This is a genomic window from Ureibacillus chungkukjangi (assembly GCF_044795995.1).
Lineage (GTDB): Bacteria > Bacillota > Bacilli > Bacillales_A > Planococcaceae > Ureibacillus > Ureibacillus chungkukjangi.
Genome location: NZ_CP085009.1, coordinates 1,315,240 through 1,334,892, shown reverse-complemented (window position 1 = coordinate 1,334,892; position 19,653 = coordinate 1,315,240). Strand labels below are relative to the sequence as shown.

Genomic DNA, 19,653 nt, shown 5'->3' with positions numbered 1-19,653 from the left:
TTCCAACAAAAAAACAAACACCACATAAGCAGTGTTTGCTTTCTTTTTCCCTGGACATTCTCCTATCACGAATGACTCTTTATCTCACTCACTCGCTCCTGGAATTCTTGCCATATTTGATCGTACTTCAGTTTGTCTTCGTCTAGCATTTCTACTAAAGGAAGGCGGACGTGCTGTACTTCGAAGCCTAGTTTGCTTAGTGCGTATTTGACTGGGACTGGGTTTGGGTCTATGAATAGTTGTTTGGCTAGTGGTAGCATAGCTTGGTGGTATTCTTGCGCGATTTGGTGACGGCCTTCTTCATAGGCGCGGATCATTTCCTGCATTTCGTTTCCGATTACGTGTGAGGCAACGGAAATGATGCCACGACCCCCGATAGATATGAGCGGCAGCGTTAGGGCATCATCCCCACTGTACACGTAGGTGTCATCAGAAACACCTCTTAGGATTTCAGTCATTTGCTCCAAACTACCGCTTGCTTCTTTGACAATGCGGATGTTTGGAATTTTGCTTAATGCAATGGTTGTGTCAGAAGAGATATTGACACCAGTGCGTCCCGGGACATTGTACACCACAATTGGCAGATCCGTTACTTTAGAAACGGCCTCGAAATGTGCGTAAATGCCTCTTTGGTTCGGCTTGTTATAGAAGGGTGCGACGACCATGATGCCGTCAGCACCGAATGCTTCTACTACTTTTGTTGCTTCGATTGTGTACGCAGTGTCGTTGTAGCCAACACCGGCAATGACCGGAATGCGTTTATTGACCTTTTTGATGGTAAAGTCGATAAAGGCTCTCTTTTCCGGTATTGACAATGTTGGGGTTTCGCCTGTCGTCCCACATACCACGATTGAATCTGTACCATTAGAAATTAAGTGCTCAATTACTCGCTCTGCTACTTCATAATTTATAGCTCCATTATCGTCAAATGGGGTAATCATGGCAGTAGCAACTCGACCTAAATCCACTAATAAACACCCCTTAGAGTAAATTATCCTCTAACATGCTTTCGGCAATTTGAATTGAGTTTAAAGCGGCGCCTTTTAGTAAGTTGTCTGATACGACCCATAAATGGAATCCTTTTTTGTTTGACAGGTCTTGGCGGATACGGCCAACATAAACTGGATCTTCCCCTTCAACAAATAAAGGCATTGGATAGTCTTGTGTTGAAATATCATCTTGTAGAACAATGCCTGGAGCATTTCTTAACACATCAAAGATTTCTTGCACACTAACTTCTTTCTCTACTTCTATATAAACAGATTCTGAATGTCCTGAAACAACCGGAACACGTACACAAGTTGCTGCTACTGGTAGACCAGGCATGTGCATGATTTTTTTTGTTTCGTTGATCATTTTCATTTCTTCGTATGTAAAGCCATTGTCCGTAAATACGTCGATTTGCGGAATGACATTACGTGCGATTGGATAATGCTTTTTGTCTGATTTTACCGGAAGAATTTTTGCCTCAACATTTTTACCAGCTTCCCACTCGGCACTTTGTTCGCGAAGTTCTTCAATTGCCGATACTCCTGAACCTGACACGGCTTGGTAAGTCGAAACAATTACATTTTTTAAGCCAAATTGCTCGCGAATTGGTTGAAGTGCAACAACCATTTGAATTGTTGAGCAGTTCGGATTCGCAATAATTCCGTTATGATGGCTCAAATCTTCACGATTTACTTCAGGTACCACTAAAGGTACGTTTGGATCCATGCGGAAGTGACTTGTGTTGTCAATAACCACTGCCCCACGTTTGGCAGCTTCTGGTGCTAACTTCGCTGAAACTGAACCTCCTGCAGAAAATAGCGCTACGTCTACACCTTCAAAGGCTTCTGGTGTCGCTTCTTCAATTGTATACGTTTTACCGCCAAATTCGATTTCTGTTCCAGCAGAACGAGCAGATGCTAAAAATTTTATATGTTTAATTGGAAATTTACGTTTTAATAGTTGTTCTTTCATTTGTGTTCCTACTGCTCCTGTTGCACCTACAATTGCAACTGTCAATTCTTTTGCCATAACTCATCTCTCCTCAAAATACAAATAACATAATGTTGAAAATTGTATCATAAAAAGGACTAGTTGTGTTAGAATTTTTAGTTATTTCAGTATTGGATTAATAGAGGCTGTAGCTGTTTTTTATGGTTGATAGCATGGTCAACCGTCTCTACCATTTTCGTAAAGTCAGAGATTAGTGAATTCGGCTTGCTCTTTGGATCATCCTGGCCGAATGGAATAAAGTAAATATTTTTTGAGTTCATCAGCTTCATAATGTTGACACCGTTCAAACCAAGGGCATCATTTGTTGAAATACCTAGTACAACCGGTGAACCATTACGAAGTGTAGCCTTAGCCGCCATTAAAACGGGGCTATCAGTTGATGCATTTGCAAACTTACTAATCGAGTTACCCGTCATCGGGGCAATTACCATACAATCTAATGGGTTACTCGGTCCGAATGGCTCAGCCTCTACAATGGAAGAAACCACTTTTTCTCCAGTTAGTGCCTCGATCTTTTTAATCCATTCTTCCCCTGTACCAAAACGCGTTGCAGCTGTTAACACGGAATGTGTGATAATAGGAACTACCGTTGCTCCCACTTTTGTGAAGTTCTCAATTTTCGGAATCACATCTTCGTACGTACAGTGGGATGCTGTTATACCTAGCCCTATTCTTTTACCTTCTAGCAAGTGTGTCTCCTCCTTAATTGTTCAACAATTGATTCATATAGTACATTTCCAGCATCTTCAGGGAAAAACTTTCCTGGCAATGCAGGCAACAGTTCATACTGCTTTCTACTAATACCGTCTTGAATACACCCAGGATAGGAGGCTAAATCGTAAATTGGTATCGTAATTTTCTCATTAAATTGTTCATCAAGCCATTTTGCAGGAATTGTGTTGATAAAGAAATCCCCTTCGATTTCCCCAACTTCGTTAATATCCACAGCTTCATAACGGAATGCCTTCGCCTCGTTTAACTGCACATCAGAACGCACCGCAATGCAAACGTCTGCCCCGATGCTTCTTAAGATTTGTGCAACCATCTTCGCTACTCGACCAAATCCGGTAATAATGAACTTTTTCCCCATAATTGCTCTTTTTGTATTGTAAAAGCTAGATACAAAAGCTTCTGCCGTTAAGACTGCATTGTGCCATATAAATCCTTCATCTTCTAAATAATAGTGAATTTCGTTTTCTTTTAAGATTTCATGCCATTCATCATTCAGCTTTCCAGTGAAAACCACCGCCTTCGAAAGTCCGACTACCACAGGCACTTCAATCGGTAGTGGATGAATGGGCAGCACGACAAAATCAGGATGAAATTCAAGAACTGTTTTGTTAAGCTCCTCATCCCACACTGCCAAGTTTTTATAATAAACTGTTCGGTTATCATTGCTTAGATTTTTCGCTAACACTTTCATGCGCGTATCTGTACCTACAACGAGCCATTTCTCTTCAGTCATTTAGTCAAACTGCCTTCTTTTTGATGATGTTCGGTGGAATAAAATTCGATCTTCGCCAATGAGATGAATTTCTTCCCAAGGAATAAATAACGGTGCAGCAGCTTTTTTCTTCTGGAATGGCATTTTTGAAGTTTGTTCGTGTAATTCAAAACCAAAAATCTTCCCCGTTTTAGGGTCAAATAGACATTCCGTTTCAGACAAATAGCCGTACCTCACACCATTTTCCATTTCGATTAATTCCTTCTCCGCAAGCTCCGATAGCAGCATGTTTTCCCTCCTCCATGAGCTTATTGTTACTATATGCAATGCCAGATTTGTTGGTGCCCCTTTTTTACGAATCCCCTACTAACGAATGAATCTAAAGGCGACATATCAAGAGCTTTTTTAGCTAGGCCATAAAATACATTTTTGGAGTAGTCTGTAGTTATAGGAATCCCGTTTATTACTTCAAAAAATTTCTCAGATATACTAATTTACTGAAAGTCACCTACTCATTATTACTAAATCACTTAGAAAAACATAATTATCGATAATAATAGAGAGAAAACATGAATTTCAGACAAAAAAACGGCTGCCTCCTAAAGATAAGAAGACAACCGTTTTTCATTATTTTACCCCTTGCCCGATAATTGCAATGGCAGGGTCTGCTGTTAAAATTGAGTTAATGAGGTGATTCACTTTATCCATCGAAACCTCGTCAATCTCTGAAATAACTTCGTCGATTGATTTATGACGACCGTGAATAAGCTCGTTGCGACCATTACGGCTCATTCTAGAATTTGTCCCCTCCATGCCCAGAACAAAGCTCCCCTTAAGCTGCTCTTTCGCGTTCAGCAGCTCAATATCCATAATCCCGTCTGTACGTACCTTTTCCAATGTCTCATTAATGGTATCCTGCATCACGGAAAGCTGTTGATTATTTGTACTTCCATAAATTGTAAATGCACCAACATCGGCATAACAGGATTGGTAAGAGTAAATTGTATAGGCTAATCCCCGCTCTTCCCTTACTTCCTGGAATAGTCGAGAAGACATATTTCCTCCTACAATGTTGTTTAATGCAATGAAATCATTTAACTTTGGATCCATAACACTAATAGCAGGGAAGGAAATTGCAAGATGAGATTGCTCCACATCACGTTCCTTCACGAATTTACCAGAGTGGAATTCAGGATTTGTTAAAGTTGCTTCAACTGCATTTGGAGAACGTTCAAAGCTACCGAAAAGCTCTTCAATATGTAAAAGCAAATCCTTCGTTACATTCCCGGCAATCGACACCACAATATTTTCTGGGCAATAATGTTTATCTATATATTGTCGAATTGTGTCGGACGAGAAGGTTGAAAGTGTTTTATTCGTCCCCAAAATTGGGAGACCTAAAGCATCAGTTGGATACATGACACCCCATAATTGCTCATGCACATCATCGTCTGGTGCATCTTCACTCATGAGAATCTCTTCTAAAACAACCTGACGCTCTTTGTCTAGCTCGTTTGCATCAAAAATAGAATTGAAGAACATATCTGCTAGAATCGAAACAGCTAATTCCCCGTGATGATCCAAAACTTTTGCATAATAGCATGTGTTTTCCTTTGAAGTGAAGGCATTTATTTCCCCACCGATTCGGTCAAATTCCTCTGCGATTTGTCTAGCCGATCTCGTTTTTGTTCCTTTAAACAACATATGTTCAATAAAATGTGTAATTCCGTTTTCTTCTGGTGTTTCAAATCGTGACCCTGCTCCTACCCAGATACCTACTGAGATGGAACGCACATGAGGAATCTCCTCCGAAACAATTCGAACACCGTTTTTACAAGTATAAACTGTCACCAAATTTTCCCCACACCTATCTAAAATTCTTTTAATCTGAAGCTTACTTCAGTTATTTTTATCTCTGTGATTTCTGCCACTTGCAAACAATGGCTTATTTGATTAATCATATGCTAAACTTCCCCAACCTTCAACTTAGAAACTTTTAATTTTGTATGCATATTTTCGAATTTCTTAAGAATATCTTCATATTTATGCTTCCTTTATCTTCAGAATCACCCTCTACAATGAAGTTATCACAACAGATAAAGGAATGAGTAACTATGATTACAGTGGATGCTTTACATCATACCTTCTCGATTGGGAAGAAGGGTCATGAGAAAAAAGTAGAAGTTTTAAAGGGAATTAGTTTTCACATTGAGCGTGGAGAAATCATCGCGATTGTAGGAAAAAGCGGTTCAGGCAAGTCAACTTTACTGCAAATTATTGCCGGATTTATGAAGCCTGATTCTGGCTCAATTTTAGTAAATAATATGGAGATTGCAGGCTATAACGAAAAGCAAAGTGCGGCATTTCGCCTGGATAATTTCGGCTTCATCTTTCAAAACTTTCAGCTGCTGCCGGCACAAACGGTTTTCGAAAACATTGAGCTACCATTGAAGCTAAAAGGTATAAACCGTGATTTACGTGCGCAAAAAGTAACTGAATTACTAAATAAAGTGGGGTTAACAGAGGTTGCAGACCATTATCCAAACGAACTTTCTGGAGGGCAGCAGCAACGTGTTTCTATTGCAAGAGCCATGATCACAAACCCGCCCATTATTTTAGCGGACGAGCCTACAGGAAGCCTTGACTCCCAAACCGAGCAAGAAATCTTAGCCTTGATTCGTAAGCTAAATAAAGAAGAAAATTTAACTTTCGTTATCATTACCCATGACGAAGAGGTTGCAACGATTTCTGATCGACAATTTCGCATGACAGATGGCGTTTTAGTTGGAGGTATGAGCCGTGTTATTTAAGGACCAATTACAATTTGTCTTACAGCATATGAAGAAAAACAAACTACGCGTTACCATGACCGTTTTAGCTGCCATGATTGGTTGTGCGTTTTTAATCGTTCTAGCCTCGATTGGATTTGGAATACAGCACACTTTAAAAAGTGAGCTTTTAAATGATGACGCAATTACCCAAATCGAGCTTTGGGGCGACGAAACGCTTGCAGAGGAAGATGTGGCTTATATCGAAGGCATCGATCACGTAAATGTAGTCTTAAATAGAGCAGAAATCAACGGTATGGTGAAATCATCTTTGGATGATCGTACAGGAGAAACCAATGCATCCATTGCCGATATGACTGCTCAAAATAAGCTCCCTTCTAGCCTTAGTGAAGGTCGTTTACCAGAAAATGCAAATGAAATTGTCGTGGGCTATCATTATGGCCAAAGCTTATTGAATGAAGCTGATTTAGCGGAGCTTGAAAGAAAGTCGAGGGAAGCTGAAGAAGCCGGCTCATATTATGATGGTTCTGAAGAAGGCTATAAGGATGCGCTTTTAAATAAAGAAGTAAATATCCAGCTTTACGATGAGAACACACAGGAATACATGGAACCTGCTGCTTTTACAATTGTCGGGATATTAAAAGAGCCTTCTTACGATTGGTACAGAGACACAAGTATTCAGTTTAGTGATTCATTATTAGTATCGTACCCTGATTTAATAACATATCCATCGACAACAATTTATGTGGATTCGATGGAAAATGTCATGCCCGTGTTAGAATTGCTGAAAGAGCAAAATTATCAAGTATATTCACAGGTAGAACAATTAGAAGAGCTCGATTTGTTCTTCTTAATCTTTAAAATCGGACTCGTATTCATCGGGACAATCGCAGTTCTCATCGCTTCAATCGGTATTTTCAATACAATGACGATGGCCGTAACAGAAAGAACTAGGGAAATCGGTGTGTTAAAGGCGATTGGCGCTTCCCCATCGTTGATTCAACGACTCTTTTTAATGGAAAGCACATTCATCGGGCTATTAGGAACCGGTTTAGCGATTATTGTTTCATACGCTGTAAGCTTCGCCGCAAACGCGATTTTACCTTACGTTGTTTCCTTCGCCTTCTCAGATGAAGACTTATCGTCCTATGATATTACATTCTCATTGATTCCATGGAGCCTAGTCGTAATCGCTGGAGGCATCAGCTTAGCAGTAGCCATCCTATCCGGCTTACGTCCAGCACGAAACGCAACAAAAATCGAAGTAATCCAGGCCTTGAGACAGGAGTTATAGGATTGGACTTTGAATATAGAGTTACCTCGGGAACCGGTCAGTGTTGATCGGTTTTTCTTATTGAGATGGGGGCGGTTTGATGTACAAAGTGGTGGGCGTGGTGGGTTTGCTACGTTTCATGAGGGAACTTTCTTCGGATTGTAGCATAGGAGGCTGGTTTGCTACATTTCATGTGGTTACTCGCTTTGAATCGTAGCAATGCTGAGCTTTTACGACGTTCCACGAGGTCACTCGCTCCTAATGGTAGTAATCCAAGCCGGTTTGCTACTTTTCATGAGGTTACTTTTTCCAGATAGTGGCAATCCAAGCTGTTTTACTACTTTTCAAAAGGATTCCCGCTCCTATCGGTAGTAATCCAAGCCGGTTTGCTACTTTTCAAACGGATTCTCACTTCGGATCGTAGCAATGCTGACGCTTTTACGACGTTCCACTAGGTTACTCGCTCCTAATGGTAGTAATCCTAGCTGGTTTGCTACTTTTCAAACGGATTCCCGCTTCGTATCGTAGCAATGCTGACGCTTTTACGACGTTCCACGAGGTCACTCGCTCCTAATGGTAGTAATCCAAGCCGGTTTGCTACTTTTCAAACAGATTCTCACTCCAAATCGTAGCAATGCTGACGCTTTTACGACGTTCCACTAGGTTACTCGCTCCTAACGGTAGTAATCCTAGCTGGTTTGCTACTTTTCAAACGAATTCCCGCTTCGTATCGTAGCAATGCTGACGCTTTTACGACGTTCCACTAGATCACTCGCTCCAAACCGTAGCAATCCAAGTGGTTTTCCTCCCAATCCCCCAAAAAAAGCAGAGGAAACTTACTCCCTCTGCTTTAAAGTTATTATTATTCGCCTTGTTCAGCGCGTTCTTTTTCTTCTTTGATGACTACTTTGCGAGATAGGTTGACGCGGCCTTGGTTGTCGATTTCGATTACTTTTACTAGTAATTCGTCGCCAAGTTTTAGGACGTCTTCTACTTTGCTTGTGCGTTCTTCTTGGATTTCAGAGATGTGTAGTAATCCGTCTTTTCCAGGGAAGATTTCACAGAAGGCACCGAATTTTTCGATACGTCTTACTGTTGCCATGTAGTACTCGCCTACTTTAGCTTCACGTACGATTGATTCGATGATTTCTTTAGCACGCTTGTTCATTTCTTCGTTTGCTGAAGAGATGTAGATTGTGCCGTCTTGTTCTGTGTCGATTTTTACGCCAGTTTCATCGATGATTTTGTTGATTGTTTTACCACCAGAACCGATTACGTCACGGATTTTATCTGGATTGATACGAATCACTTCGATTTTTGGAGCGTATTTCGATAGGCTTGTACGTGATTCAGCAAGTGTTGCAAGCATTGATTCTAGAATGATCATACGTCCAGCTTTCGCTTGTTGTAATGCTTCTTCAAGAATGTTGCGTGATAGACCATCAATTTTGATGTCCATTTGAAGTGCTGTAACACCTTTAGCAGTACCGGCAACTTTAAAGTCCATGTCGCCAAGGTGATCTTCCATACCTTGGATGTCCGTTAAGATTGAGTAGTGCTCACCTTTTTTCACAAGACCCATTGCAATACCAGCAACTGGTGCTTTAATTGGAACACCAGCATCCATCATTGCAAGTGTTGATGCACAAATTGATGCTTGAGAAGTTGAACCGTTTGATTCTAATACCTCAGACACACAACGGATTGCGTATGGGAAGTCTGCTTCATCAGGAATAACTGCAAGTAATGCACGTTCACCTAAAGCACCGTGACCGATTTCACGACGACCTGGTCCACGAATTGGTCCTGTTTCCCCAACTGAGAATTGTGGGAAGTTATAGTGATGCATGAAGCGTTTTGATTCTTCAAGCCCTAAGCCATCAATGATTTGAACATCGCCAAGTGGACCTAATGTACAAATTGAAAGTGCTTGAGTTTGTCCACGTGTGAACAGACCAGAACCGTGAGTACGCTCTAATAGGCCTACTTCAGAAGATAGTGGGCGAATTTCATCGACTTTACGACCATCTGGACGAACTTTGTCTTCAGTGATAAGACGACGAACTTCTTCTTTTACCATTTTATCTAAAATTGTTTTTACTTGTTTTAATGTTGCATCATCAGCTTCTTGCTCTTCAAAGCTAGCCATCACGCGCTCTTTTACGACACCGATTGCTTCTTCACGAGCATGCTTTTCAACCGTTTGGATAGCAGCGATCATATCTTCTTCACACATAGCTTTTACTTGTGCTTGAATTTCTTGATCCACTTCGTATAATTCTACTGCGATTTTTTCTTTGCCCATTTCAGCAACGATTTGTTCTTGGAAGGCAATTAATTTCTTAATTTCTTCATGACCGAACATAATTGCTTCTAGCATGATTTCCTCAGGTACTTCTAATGCACCTGCTTCTACCATGTTAATGGCATCTTTGTTCCCTGCCACAGTTAAGTGAACAGTGCTTTTTTCTGATTGCTCAGTTGTTGGGTTAAGAACGAATTCTCCGTCGATATACCCAACATGCACACCTGCGATAGGGCCATCAAATGGAACATCCGAAGTAGCTAACGCTAAAGAAGAACCGAACATTGCTGCTACATCAGTAGGGCAGTTTGGATCAGAAGACATTACCATAGAGATAACTTGTACCTCGTTACGGAAGCCATCTGGGAACATTGGACGAATCGGACGGTCAATTAGACGTGAAACAAGGATTGCGTGCTCTGATGGGCGTCCTTCACGTTTAATGAAACCTCCAGGAATTTTACCTGCTGCATATAGACGTTCTTCATAGTTCACTGTTAATGGGAAGAAATCTAATGGCTTCGGTGATTTTGACATTGTTGCTGTTGATAGTACTGCTGATTCACCGTATCGAATTAATGCAGCACCGTTTGCTTGTTTTGCTAGCTGTCCTACTTCTACTACTAGTTGTCGGCCAGCCCATTCATATGAATAGACTTTCTTTTCGGTCATTTAATGAACCCCTTTCTTTTGAAACACACTTTCATCACGAATATAATCATAGTAAGTGTATCAAAAAACCAATATCTATGCTAAATATTTTCAATCTAATTATGTCTAATTCGTATAATTTTTACAATTATTTTAGGAGATCTATATCTATTATCTAAAAATCAGGCCATTTTTATGACTGATTGATCTTTTAAAGAGAAACTTTTTATTATCAATTTGTCCAAATTTTACAATTAAATACTGATAATCGGTTTAATTGCTAGATTTGACCATATACTTTTTACATAAATAAAAAGCGGGAATGTTCCCGCTTTTCTTAAACAGAGATCGTTCTCTGCTTCCTTATGTGTAGCTTTAGCAGCTAGGCTTGAATCTAATCGAGCCTAGCTGCACCTGCTTTTGTATTATCGACGTAAGCCTAAACGTTTGATTAGTTCACGGTAGCGTGCTACTTCGTTTTCACGAAGGTACTTTAATAAGTGACGACGACGACCGATTTTTTTAAGAAGACCACGTTGTGAGTGATAATCTTTTTTGTGAGTGCTTAAGTGAGCGTTTAAAGCGTTGATATCAGCAGTTAATACTGCGATTTGTACTTCTGGAGAACCAGTGTCCCCTTCGTGAGTTTGGTACTCAGCGATAATTTCGTTTTTACGTTCTTTTGTAATTGCCATGTTGAATGGACCTCCCAAATAATAATTATTTTACACCTCTAGCACAGCAGTCGTTGGAGAATCGAAAAGCCGAGCCAAGGTTTGTGCTATGCACTTAATGAATAGTACCATACTTCTGTTTGACAATCAACTATTACGAATGTACCTGGAAATATTCAATAGCTTCGTTTTTGTCCTTCTCAATCTGAGCTTTCAACGATTCGATGCCATCAAATTTCTTCTCGCTACGGATGCGTTTATACCAGCCTACTTTAACTTCTTCCCCGTAGATGTTTTTGTCAAAGTCTAAAATATGCACTTCAATGGATAGTTGCTTGTCCTCAGGATTCTTAAAGGTCGGTTTATAGCCCACATTACATACGCCATCATACCATTTATCCTGTACAAGGATTTTAACAGCATACACACCTGTAGCAGGTATGAAGCTTCCTTCTATGGACTGAATATTCGCTGTAGGGAAACCGATTGTACGTCCTCGCTTGTCTCCGTGAACTACAATACCTGGCACCTCAAAAGCGCGACCTAAAAGCTTAGCAGCGCTTTCCATGTCACCATCTTGAAGATATGCACGAATTCTTGTAGAGCTGATTTTCTCTTCTTCATCACTCTGCTTTTCAATAACCGTTACGCCATATTCTCCGTTGCTTAGCTCCTGCATTGTCTCCATCTTCCCTTTTCCAAATTGGCCAAAGGAGAAGTCAAAACCAGCTGTAACATGCTTCACATTTAGGTCTTTTATAAAGTATTGAATAAAGTCCTCTGGTGAAAGCTTTGCAAAATCAGATGTAAAATTAACAACAAAAACATTTTCCACACCGAACTCTTCTAGTACATCAAGCTTTTGTTGGAGAGGTGTTATGTAAAATACTTGTTCTTTGCGCCCTCCTAGAACTATCGATGGATGCGGATCAAAAGTCATGACAGCGCTTTCGATATTCAGTTGCTTTGCCATTTCCTTTGCGTTTTGAATTACGGCTTGATGTCCTTTATGTACGCCATCAAAGAAACCCACTGCTAAAGAATATGCAGTAGAAAATTCGTTTACTAAATTAAGTTGATGCGGGTATTTTAAATGTACTACCTTCATGACGGATCTTGCCTCCTAATCAGTTGATCGGGAACATTTTCTCTGGTTTCATGTACCCTTCTTTTGTTGGATGTTGAATATAGACCGCGTAAGCCTTACCTTGGATGCTATAAACTATTTTATCATTTTCTTTCAATAATGCATGAATTGGAAGAACTTGTCCATTCAAAATTTGTTTTTCAATTGATTCGTCAACCTCAATAGATGGATAGGCTGTCAATGCATATTCAACAGGAAGGATTACCTCATTGATATTCCCTTCGTTCATGATTTCTTCCACCTGTTTGAGTGTAACGCAATCTTTTTTAGTAAATGTGCCAGATGCCGTACGAACAAGGGATGCCATGTGTGCAGGGTAACCAAGCTTCTCCCCAATTTGAACAGCAAGTGTTCGGATATATGTGCCTTTACTGCAGGCGATTCGAATTCGGAAAGTAACTTCTTCCCCCTCGAAGCTTCGTGCATCATCCAATAATTCAAGCGAATAAATCGTTACTTTTCTAGTTGGACGTTCAACGATTTCTCCTTTTCGAGCATACTCATAAAGTCTTTTTCCATTTACTTTTACTGCTGAGAACATCGGCGGAGTTTGTTCAATTTCGCCTGTTAGTTGCTGAAGTGCTTCTAGTAGCTGCTCACGTGAGAATGTTTTAGGAGATAAATTCTCCTCAACCGTTTCGCCTTCTGCATCCTCAGTTGTCGTAGTTCTGCCGATAGATACAACTGCTTCATATGTTTTGCCCGCGTCAGTTAAATATTCTGCAATTCTTGTTGCTTGCCCAATACAGATTGGCAATACGCCTTCTACAGCCGGATCGAGTGTCCCGGTGTGGCCAACCTTTTTCGTTTTTAAAATTTTACGTAGCTTGAAGACGCAATCATGACTTGTCATGCCGCGCTCTTTCCATAGAGGTAAAATGCCGTTCATATGTAAGCTCCTTTGGATGGGGTGGCGGAGGAAGACTTGCGATATCCGCCAGAACTAGAGGCGTTTCCGTCAACTCAAATTAACCCATCAATTTTTTATTGAATTTGATGCAATTTTATCATTCTTTTGACTGCTAATTAATAAACGTAGTCGCTCTTTTTATAATCTAGCCACTTTTGCTGATAATCTAGCCACTTCAAAAGTGCATAGTGCATTATTAATAAATTTGGCACAAATTTATTAAAACACTTTAGCACTTTTCTTTAATCAAGCTTAAAACTTAAGTGACATATTAATAAGCAATAGTTTCCTACTACTAAGTTTGTGCAAAAGCTTCTTTTGAAATAATCCCGACACTTTTGCTGAAAATCCCGACAGTTTCTTGATTAATCCCGACACTTCACAAACCCTAGTCAATATTTTACTTGTTTCCCTAAATTTTTATCAACTGAAGTAGCTTGCGGGCAGCAAGAAAAAGCCTACATCGCACTTGCTTATGCAGATGTAGGCTTTGCTTTTAATTGATCGATTAGTCGTTGTTTAGTGAACGTAGAAGTGCGTCGATTTTGTTGCCGTATTCTACAGATGAATCGAATTCAAATGTGATTTCTGGTGTGCGACGCAAGCGAATACGATGACCAATTTCAGTGCGGATGAAGCCTGCAGCTTTTGCTAAAGCCTTTAGCGTTTCTTCACGTTCACGGTCATTGCCTAGTGATGAGATGTAGACTGTTGCTAGTTGTAAGTCACCAGAAACTTCTACATCTGTTACTGTAATAAACCCAACGCGTGGGTCTTTTAGTTTACGAGTGATGATATTACCAAGCTCTTTTTTCATTTGTTCTGCTATTCGATTTGAACGTAATGACATATAGTGACACCTCTGTATAAAGATTAGAAAACTAGGCTAATTGCCGAGCTTTTTGACAATTAGCCTTAGTTACACTTATGCGGATAAGAAGGATTTATTCTTTCTTATCCGCTAAAATATTGCCTCCTACTTTACGTACCCATTGCCTTGTAAAAGCAAACGATTCGTAATAAAAGGAGCATCAAAAATTTCTTAAAGCTATAGCTTAACGAGAACGAGTACCGCCATTTTATAAGTAGTCTGTCCAGACCTCGAGTTGCTCCCAGGAAGGGTTAGACTTTAGGAAGTGAAGTGCATGATTGATTTCTCGCTCTGCACTCATCTTAGATGAAGACACGCAGACAAGAGCGATTCTTGTCCGTTGCCATACATTTTGATGATCTATTTCTGCCACAGAAACATTAAATTTCTGCTTTGTTCGGGTAATCATTCGCTGTAGAACAGCTCGCTTTTCCTTTAACGAATGGGATTCAGAAATGATAAACTCAACTTCCGCGTAAACGATCATTATCGTTTAATTTCTTCCATTACGAAGGCTTCGATAATGTCGCCTTCTTTAATGTCATTGAAGTTTTTGATTGTGATACCACATTCGTAACCTTTTGCTACTTCTTTTGCATCGTCTTTGAAACGTTTTAGCGTATCTAAATCCCCTTCGAAAATAACGATACCTTCGCGAATGATACGAACGCCTGAGTCACGAGTAATTTTACCTTCAGTTACATATGAACCAGCGATTGTACCAACTTTTGATACTTTAATCGTTTGACGAACTTCAGCTTGACCGATAATTTTTTCTTCAAATTCAGGATCAAGCATCCCTTTCATCGCCGCTTCGATTTCTTCGATTACTTTGTAAATAATACGATGTAAACGAATATCAACGCCTTCTTCATCTGCAGCACGTTTTGCATTTACGTCCGGACGAACGTTAAATCCAATAACGATTGCGTTTGAAGCAGCTGCTAATGAAATATCCGATTCTGTAATCGCACCAGCGCCAGTGTGAATGATTTTCACGTTAACGCCTTCTACATCGATTTTCATTAATGATGCAGCCATTGCTTCCACAGTACCTTGAACGTCAGCTTTAACGATTAAGTTTAATTCCTTAACTTCGCCATGTGACATTTGTTCGAACAGGTTATCTAACGTTACGCGTTGTTTTTCAGAACGGTTTGCTTGGATTGCAGTCATCGCACGAGATTCACCCACTTGACGGGCTGTTTTCTCATCTTCGAAGACTACGAAACGGTCACCAGCTTGTGGCACTTCGTTAATCCCAGTGATTTCAACCGGTGTTGAAGGACCTGCTTCTTTTACACGACGGCCAAGGTCATTAACCATTGCACGTACACGTCCATAAGCATGACCAACTACGATTGGGTCACCAACACGTAAAGTTCCATCTTGTACTAATAATGTTGCTACAGAGCCACGACCTTTGTCTAGCTGTGCTTCAATTACTGAACCAATAGCTGAACGACCTGGGTTTGCTTTTAGTTCAGCTACTTCAGATACTAATAGTATCATCTCTAATAGCGTATCAATACCTTCACCTTTTAAGGCAGATATTGGAACGAAAATTGTTTCGCCGCCCCAGTCTTCAGGAACTAAGCCGTGCTCAGTTAATTCTTGCATTACACGGTCAGGATTCGCTGATGGCTTATCCATTTTGTTTACTGCAACAATAATTGGTACTTCAGCAGCTTTCGCATGGTTGATCGCTTCAACTGTTTGTGGCATTACACCATCATCAGCAGCTACTACGATGATTGCTAAATCCGTGATACTTGCACCACGAGCACGCATTGTTGTAAACGCAGCATGTCCAGGAGTATCTAGGAATGTGATTTTTTTGCCATCGATATTTACTTGGTAAGCACCGATATGCTGAGTGATTCCACCTGCTTCACCAGCAGTTACTTTTGTGTTACGGATTGAGTCAAGTAAAGTTGTTTTACCGTGGTCAACGTGACCCATGATTGTTACAACTGGTGGACGTACTGATTGTTCTTCTTCGACAACTTCAGCTTGCTCGAAGTAAACATCTAAGTCAGTTTTGTCGATACGAACTTCTTCTTCAACCTCTACGCCGTAATCAGCACAGATAAGCTCGATTGCATCTTTGTCTAATTCTTGGTTAATCGTTGCCATAACGCCAAGCATGAATAATTTTTTGATGATTTCAGATGGCTCACGGTGTAGCTTTTTCGCTAATTCTGCAACTGATAAAGATTCATAAAACGTGATTTTTTCCGGTAGCTCTTTTGGAGCTTGTGGAATTGTTGGTTGGTGTGTTTTAGGATGGCGACGTTTGCCTCCATGGATACCTGGCTTTTTACGTTGGTTGTTGTTAAAGCCGCCTTTTTTGTTGTTATTGTTGTTTGAGTTGTTATTATTATTTTGGGACATATTTCGATTTTGGTTACCTTTTGCATTCTTAAATTTTTCGCCACTGTTTTGTGACGTTGATCTTTGTTCGTTAGACGAATTGTTTGGACGATTCGCTGTATTATTGTTAGACGGACGGTTTGATGATCCGTTTGCTGGTCTGCTTGCAGAGCCATTTGATGGACGATTTCCTTGGCCATTTTGTGGGCGATTCGCCGATCCATTTTGTGGACGGTTTCCTTGACCATTTGATGGACGATTCGCTGATCCATTTTGTGGGCGGTTTCCTTGACCATTTGATGGTCGGTTAGCTGAAGAATTTGCTGGGCGATTTGGACGGTTCGATTGGTCGTTTGACTGAGTTCTTTGTCCACTCGGTGCAGCTTGCTTCTTCTCTTGACGTACTTCTGTGTGTCTTGGTGCAGAATTAGATCCTTTAAAAACAGTATCCAATTTTGTAACAGCGTCACTTTCAAGCGTCGACATATGGTTTGAAACCGTAACGTTTAGCTTTTTAAGCTCTTCGATTACTTCTTTACTTGATTTATTTACTTTTTTCGCATATTCATGAACTCTTACTTTGGTCATCTGCTCACCCCCGATTAATTTTCGTTGAGTAGACTAGATATCTTTTTCGCAAATCCACTATCTACGATAGCTATTGCGACACGTGCTTCTTTACCAATTGCAGTCCCTAGCTGGTAGCGATCACCAAACACATGATACTCAACGTTATAATACGTACATTTATCTTGAATCTTCTTGCTAGAATTCTTTGAGGCGTCATTTGCTAGTAGCACCAGCTTAGCTTTATTTGTACGTATTGAATTCACTACTAACTCTTCCCCAGTAACTATCTTCCTTGCTCTAGCTGCTAAACCTAGTAGTTGGAGTAGTTCACTCATAGAATTGACTCCCTGCGAATCAGTTTAATCAATTCATCATAAACCTCTTCAGGGATTTTCACTTCTAGCTGGCGTTCTAATATATTTTTCTTCCGAGCAGCTTCCACTGCATCTTCCGATTTTGAAATATAAGCCCCACGTCCTGATTTCTTCCCAGTAATATCAACAGATACCTCGCCCTCTTTTGAGCGCACAACACGTATCATTGATTTTTTAGGAAGCATCTCGCCTGTTACGACACATTTACGTAAAGGAACCTTTCTTTGTGTTGCCATAAGAATTCACCTTCCCTTATGATTAAGCACATTCCTTAACCATATTTACGCTTTATAGCTTCTAGCTTATTCTTCGTCGTCTTGATAAAGATCATATGTTACATCTTCATCATAGAAATCACTATCATTGTTCGCCTCTTCCACTGGAACAAAACGACTTGACTCGTTTGGATAAATTCCTGCTTCACGTGCGTCTGTTTCACTCTTAATATCGATTTTCCAGCCTGTTAATTTCGCTGCAAGACGTGCATTTTGTCCACGTTTTCCGATAGCTAGTGATAATTGATAGTCTGGTACAACAACCGTTGTAGATTTTTCTTCTTCGTTTACAATTACATCAAGCACTTTTGAAGGGCTTAAAGCATTTGCCACAAAGACGATTGGATCCTCTGACCATTCTACGATGTCAATCTTTTCACCATTTAACTCGTTAACAATATTTTGTACACGGGCACCCTTAGCACCTACACAAGCACCTACTGCATCAATTTCTGGGTTGTGAGCGAATACAGAAATCTTAGAGCGATCTCCAGCCTCACGAGCGATTGATTTGATTTCGACGATACCCTCGAAAATTTCTGGAACTTCCATTTCGAAAAGTCTGCGAAGTAATCCTGGATGTGTGCGAGAAACAATTACTTGAGGTCCGCGTGTTGTACGCTCAACTTTTGTAATATAAACACGTACGCGGCTTTGTGGTCGATATACTTCACCTTGGATTTGTTCATTCACAGGTAATGCAGCCTCAACTTTACCTAAGCTCACATAGATGTTACGAGCATCTTGACGCTCGATTGTACCATTTACAATATCATCAGTACGATCTACGTATTCTTCGTAAATAATGCCGCGCTCTGCTTCACGAACTCGTTGTGTTACCACTTGTTTTGCTGTTTGAGCAGCAATACGTCCAAAGTTACGAGGCGTTACCTCTTGTTCTAGTACATCCCCAATTTCATAGGCAGGGTTAATGTCTTTTGCATCCTCTAGAGCAATTTGAAGACGATCATCTTCAACTTCCTCTACTACATCTTTACGAGAATAAACTAGCATTGAACCGTTATCTAAGTTTAAATCTACACGTACATTCTGTGCTTGATTAAAGTTTCGTTTGTATGCAGTTACTAATGCAGCTTCGATTGCTTCAACTATTACTTCTCTTGAAATACCCTTTTGTTGCTCCAGAGCAGTTAAAGCATCTAGTAAATCACTACTCATTTTGTTCACTCCTAATATTCAGTTATGATGAAAAATCGATAGCAAGTCGTGCTTTTGCGATTTTTTCATTTTCAATAAAAACAGTTAATTTACGTGTTTTAATACGAACTTCTAGCTCTAAGCCTTCACTAGTATATGATCTTAGATAGCCTTGGAATTCTTTCATATCTTTTATGGGCTCATATGTTTTCACATAGATAAATTTGCCTACTGATTTTTCAAAGTCTGATTCTTTTTTCAATGGTCGTTCAGCACCTGGTGAAGAAACCTCTAAGTAGTAGTTTTGCTCGATTGGGTCTTTTTCATCCAGAATTTCACTTACTCGCTCACTAACGAGTGCACATTGTTCAATATCAATGCCGCCTTCTGGTGTATCAATATATACACGAAGGAACCAGTTGCGTCCTTCTTTTAAAAACTCAATTTCGACAAGTTCAAGGTTCAACTCTTCAACAATTGGCGTAACAAGTTCTTCAATTACTGACGTTACTTTGCTCATAGTATCCTCCCAACGTAATTGTCTCTTGCCTTTTTTTCACAAAAAATCGGTTTATATAAACTAAAATTTCACTAAAAGATGAGATTTTATGCTTTTTTTATACTAATTGTTCTCTGGATTTTAAATCTCAATCAGTATAAAAACAGAAATTCCACCAGGACATGGTGAAATTTGAGAAAGTACCGAATTTGATGGTAAAAAAATTTGAATAAGCGTAACAACAGAAAAGAGCGGGAAAAGCCCCACTCTTTTGCTGCAAAACTATCAACAAATTATTACCATTACAATAGCACAATTTCTAACTTAATGCAAATTTAC

The 19,653-nt window shown here is 40.0% G+C and carries 19 protein-coding genes; 2 read left to right on the top strand and 17 right to left on the bottom strand.

The features are described from left to right. Positions 1-65 precede the first annotated feature (65 nt). From dapA to LG296_RS06520, 6 genes are all read right to left on the bottom strand, one after another. Complete coding sequence (dapA, locus tag LG296_RS06545; RefSeq protein WP_251397324.1) at positions 66-968, bottom strand: 4-hydroxy-tetrahydrodipicolinate synthase; 903 nt, start codon at positions 966-968, stop codon at positions 66-68. A 13-nt stretch (positions 969-981) separates the two neighbouring features. After that, positions 982-2,019: an aspartate-semialdehyde dehydrogenase gene (locus tag LG296_RS06540; RefSeq protein WP_404427677.1), complete on the bottom strand. Its 1,038-nt coding sequence runs from the start codon at positions 2,017-2,019 to the stop codon at positions 982-984. 86 nt (positions 2,020-2,105) lie between these two features. After that, positions 2,106-2,690, bottom strand: a complete 585-nt coding sequence (locus LG296_RS06535; protein ID WP_251397318.1) for a dipicolinate synthase subunit B — start codon at positions 2,688-2,690, stop codon at positions 2,106-2,108. Next, complete coding sequence (locus LG296_RS06530) at positions 2,684-3,466, bottom strand: dipicolinate synthase subunit A (protein WP_404427676.1); 783 nt, start codon at positions 3,464-3,466, stop codon at positions 2,684-2,686. Before LG296_RS06530 ends, LG296_RS06535 begins: the two co-directional genes overlap by 7 nt. Next, positions 3,467-3,733 (bottom strand): YlmC/YmxH family sporulation protein, encoded by a 267-nt coding sequence (locus LG296_RS06525; protein WP_107932814.1) that lies wholly within the window; start codon positions 3,731-3,733, stop codon positions 3,467-3,469. A 339-nt stretch (positions 3,734-4,072) separates the two neighbouring features. After that, positions 4,073-5,299 (bottom strand): pitrilysin family protein, encoded by a 1,227-nt coding sequence (locus LG296_RS06520; protein WP_251397312.1) that lies wholly within the window; start codon positions 5,297-5,299, stop codon positions 4,073-4,075. A 260-nt stretch (positions 5,300-5,559) separates the two neighbouring features. Here LG296_RS06520 and LG296_RS06515 point away from each other — a divergent pair, with 260 nt between their 5' ends. Both LG296_RS06515 and LG296_RS06510 read left to right on the top strand, forming a co-directional pair. Continuing rightward, the gene (locus LG296_RS06515; protein ID WP_404427675.1) at positions 5,560-6,255 is read left to right on the top strand and encodes an ABC transporter ATP-binding protein; all 696 of its coding nucleotides are present in this window, start codon (positions 5,560-5,562) and stop codon (positions 6,253-6,255) included. After that, positions 6,245-7,528 carry an ABC transporter permease gene (locus tag LG296_RS06510; protein WP_107932808.1) on the top strand — a complete coding sequence of 428 codons (1,284 nt, stop codon included), beginning with the start codon at positions 6,245-6,247 and terminating at the stop codon, positions 7,526-7,528. The genes LG296_RS06515 and LG296_RS06510 overlap by 11 nt, the downstream gene beginning before the upstream one ends. An 841-nt stretch (positions 7,529-8,369) precedes the next feature. Here the strand turns inward: LG296_RS06510 and pnp are convergent. The 11 genes from pnp to rimP all read right to left on the bottom strand — a co-directional run bounded on the left by pnp (position 8,370) and on the right by rimP (position 19,335). Then, a complete protein-coding gene (gene pnp / locus LG296_RS06505) occupies positions 8,370-10,484 on the bottom strand; it encodes a polyribonucleotide nucleotidyltransferase (RefSeq protein WP_107932807.1) in 2,115 nt (704 codons plus the stop codon). A gap of 404 nt (positions 10,485-10,888) precedes the next feature. Further along, on the bottom strand, positions 10,889-11,158 hold the full coding sequence (rpsO, locus tag LG296_RS06500; RefSeq protein WP_107932805.1) for a 30S ribosomal protein S15: 270 nt from the start codon (positions 11,156-11,158) through the stop codon (positions 10,889-10,891). Between the two features lie 133 nt (positions 11,159-11,291). After that, positions 11,292-12,245 carry a riboflavin biosynthesis protein RibF gene (gene ribF / locus LG296_RS06495; protein ID WP_107932803.1) on the bottom strand — a complete coding sequence of 318 codons (954 nt, stop codon included), beginning with the start codon at positions 12,243-12,245 and terminating at the stop codon, positions 11,292-11,294. A 19-nt stretch (positions 12,246-12,264) separates the two neighbouring features. Then, a complete protein-coding gene (gene truB / locus LG296_RS06490; RefSeq protein WP_107932801.1) occupies positions 12,265-13,173 on the bottom strand; it encodes a tRNA pseudouridine(55) synthase TruB in 909 nt (302 codons plus the stop codon). 529 nt (positions 13,174-13,702) lie between these two features. Further along, positions 13,703-14,044, bottom strand: a complete 342-nt coding sequence (rbfA, locus tag LG296_RS06485; RefSeq protein ID WP_404427674.1) for a 30S ribosome-binding factor RbfA — start codon at positions 14,042-14,044, stop codon at positions 13,703-13,705. A 229-nt stretch (positions 14,045-14,273) separates the two neighbouring features. Beyond that, entirely contained in the window at positions 14,274-14,552 is a 279-nt protein-coding gene (locus LG296_RS06480) for a DUF503 domain-containing protein (protein ID WP_107932798.1), read from the bottom strand. Then, positions 14,552-17,026, bottom strand: a complete 2,475-nt coding sequence (gene infB, locus LG296_RS06475) for a translation initiation factor IF-2 (RefSeq protein ID WP_107932796.1) — start codon at positions 17,024-17,026, stop codon at positions 14,552-14,554. Before infB ends, LG296_RS06480 begins: the two co-directional genes overlap by 1 nt. A gap of 14 nt (positions 17,027-17,040) precedes the next feature. After that, the gene (locus tag LG296_RS06470; protein WP_107932794.1) at positions 17,041-17,343 is read right to left on the bottom strand and encodes a YlxQ family RNA-binding protein; all 303 of its coding nucleotides are present in this window, start codon (positions 17,341-17,343) and stop codon (positions 17,041-17,043) included. Continuing rightward, complete coding sequence (rnpM, locus tag LG296_RS06465) at positions 17,340-17,618, bottom strand: RNase P modulator RnpM (RefSeq protein ID WP_107932792.1); 279 nt, start codon at positions 17,616-17,618, stop codon at positions 17,340-17,342. The genes LG296_RS06470 and rnpM overlap by 4 nt, the downstream gene beginning before the upstream one ends. 66 nt (positions 17,619-17,684) lie before the next feature. After that, positions 17,685-18,836, bottom strand: a complete 1,152-nt coding sequence (gene nusA, locus LG296_RS06460) for a transcription termination factor NusA (RefSeq protein WP_107932790.1) — start codon at positions 18,834-18,836, stop codon at positions 17,685-17,687. 22 nt (positions 18,837-18,858) lie between these two features. After that, complete coding sequence (gene rimP / locus LG296_RS06455) at positions 18,859-19,335, bottom strand: ribosome maturation factor RimP (protein WP_107932788.1); 477 nt, start codon at positions 19,333-19,335, stop codon at positions 18,859-18,861. Between the last annotated feature and the right edge of the window lie 318 nt (positions 19,336-19,653).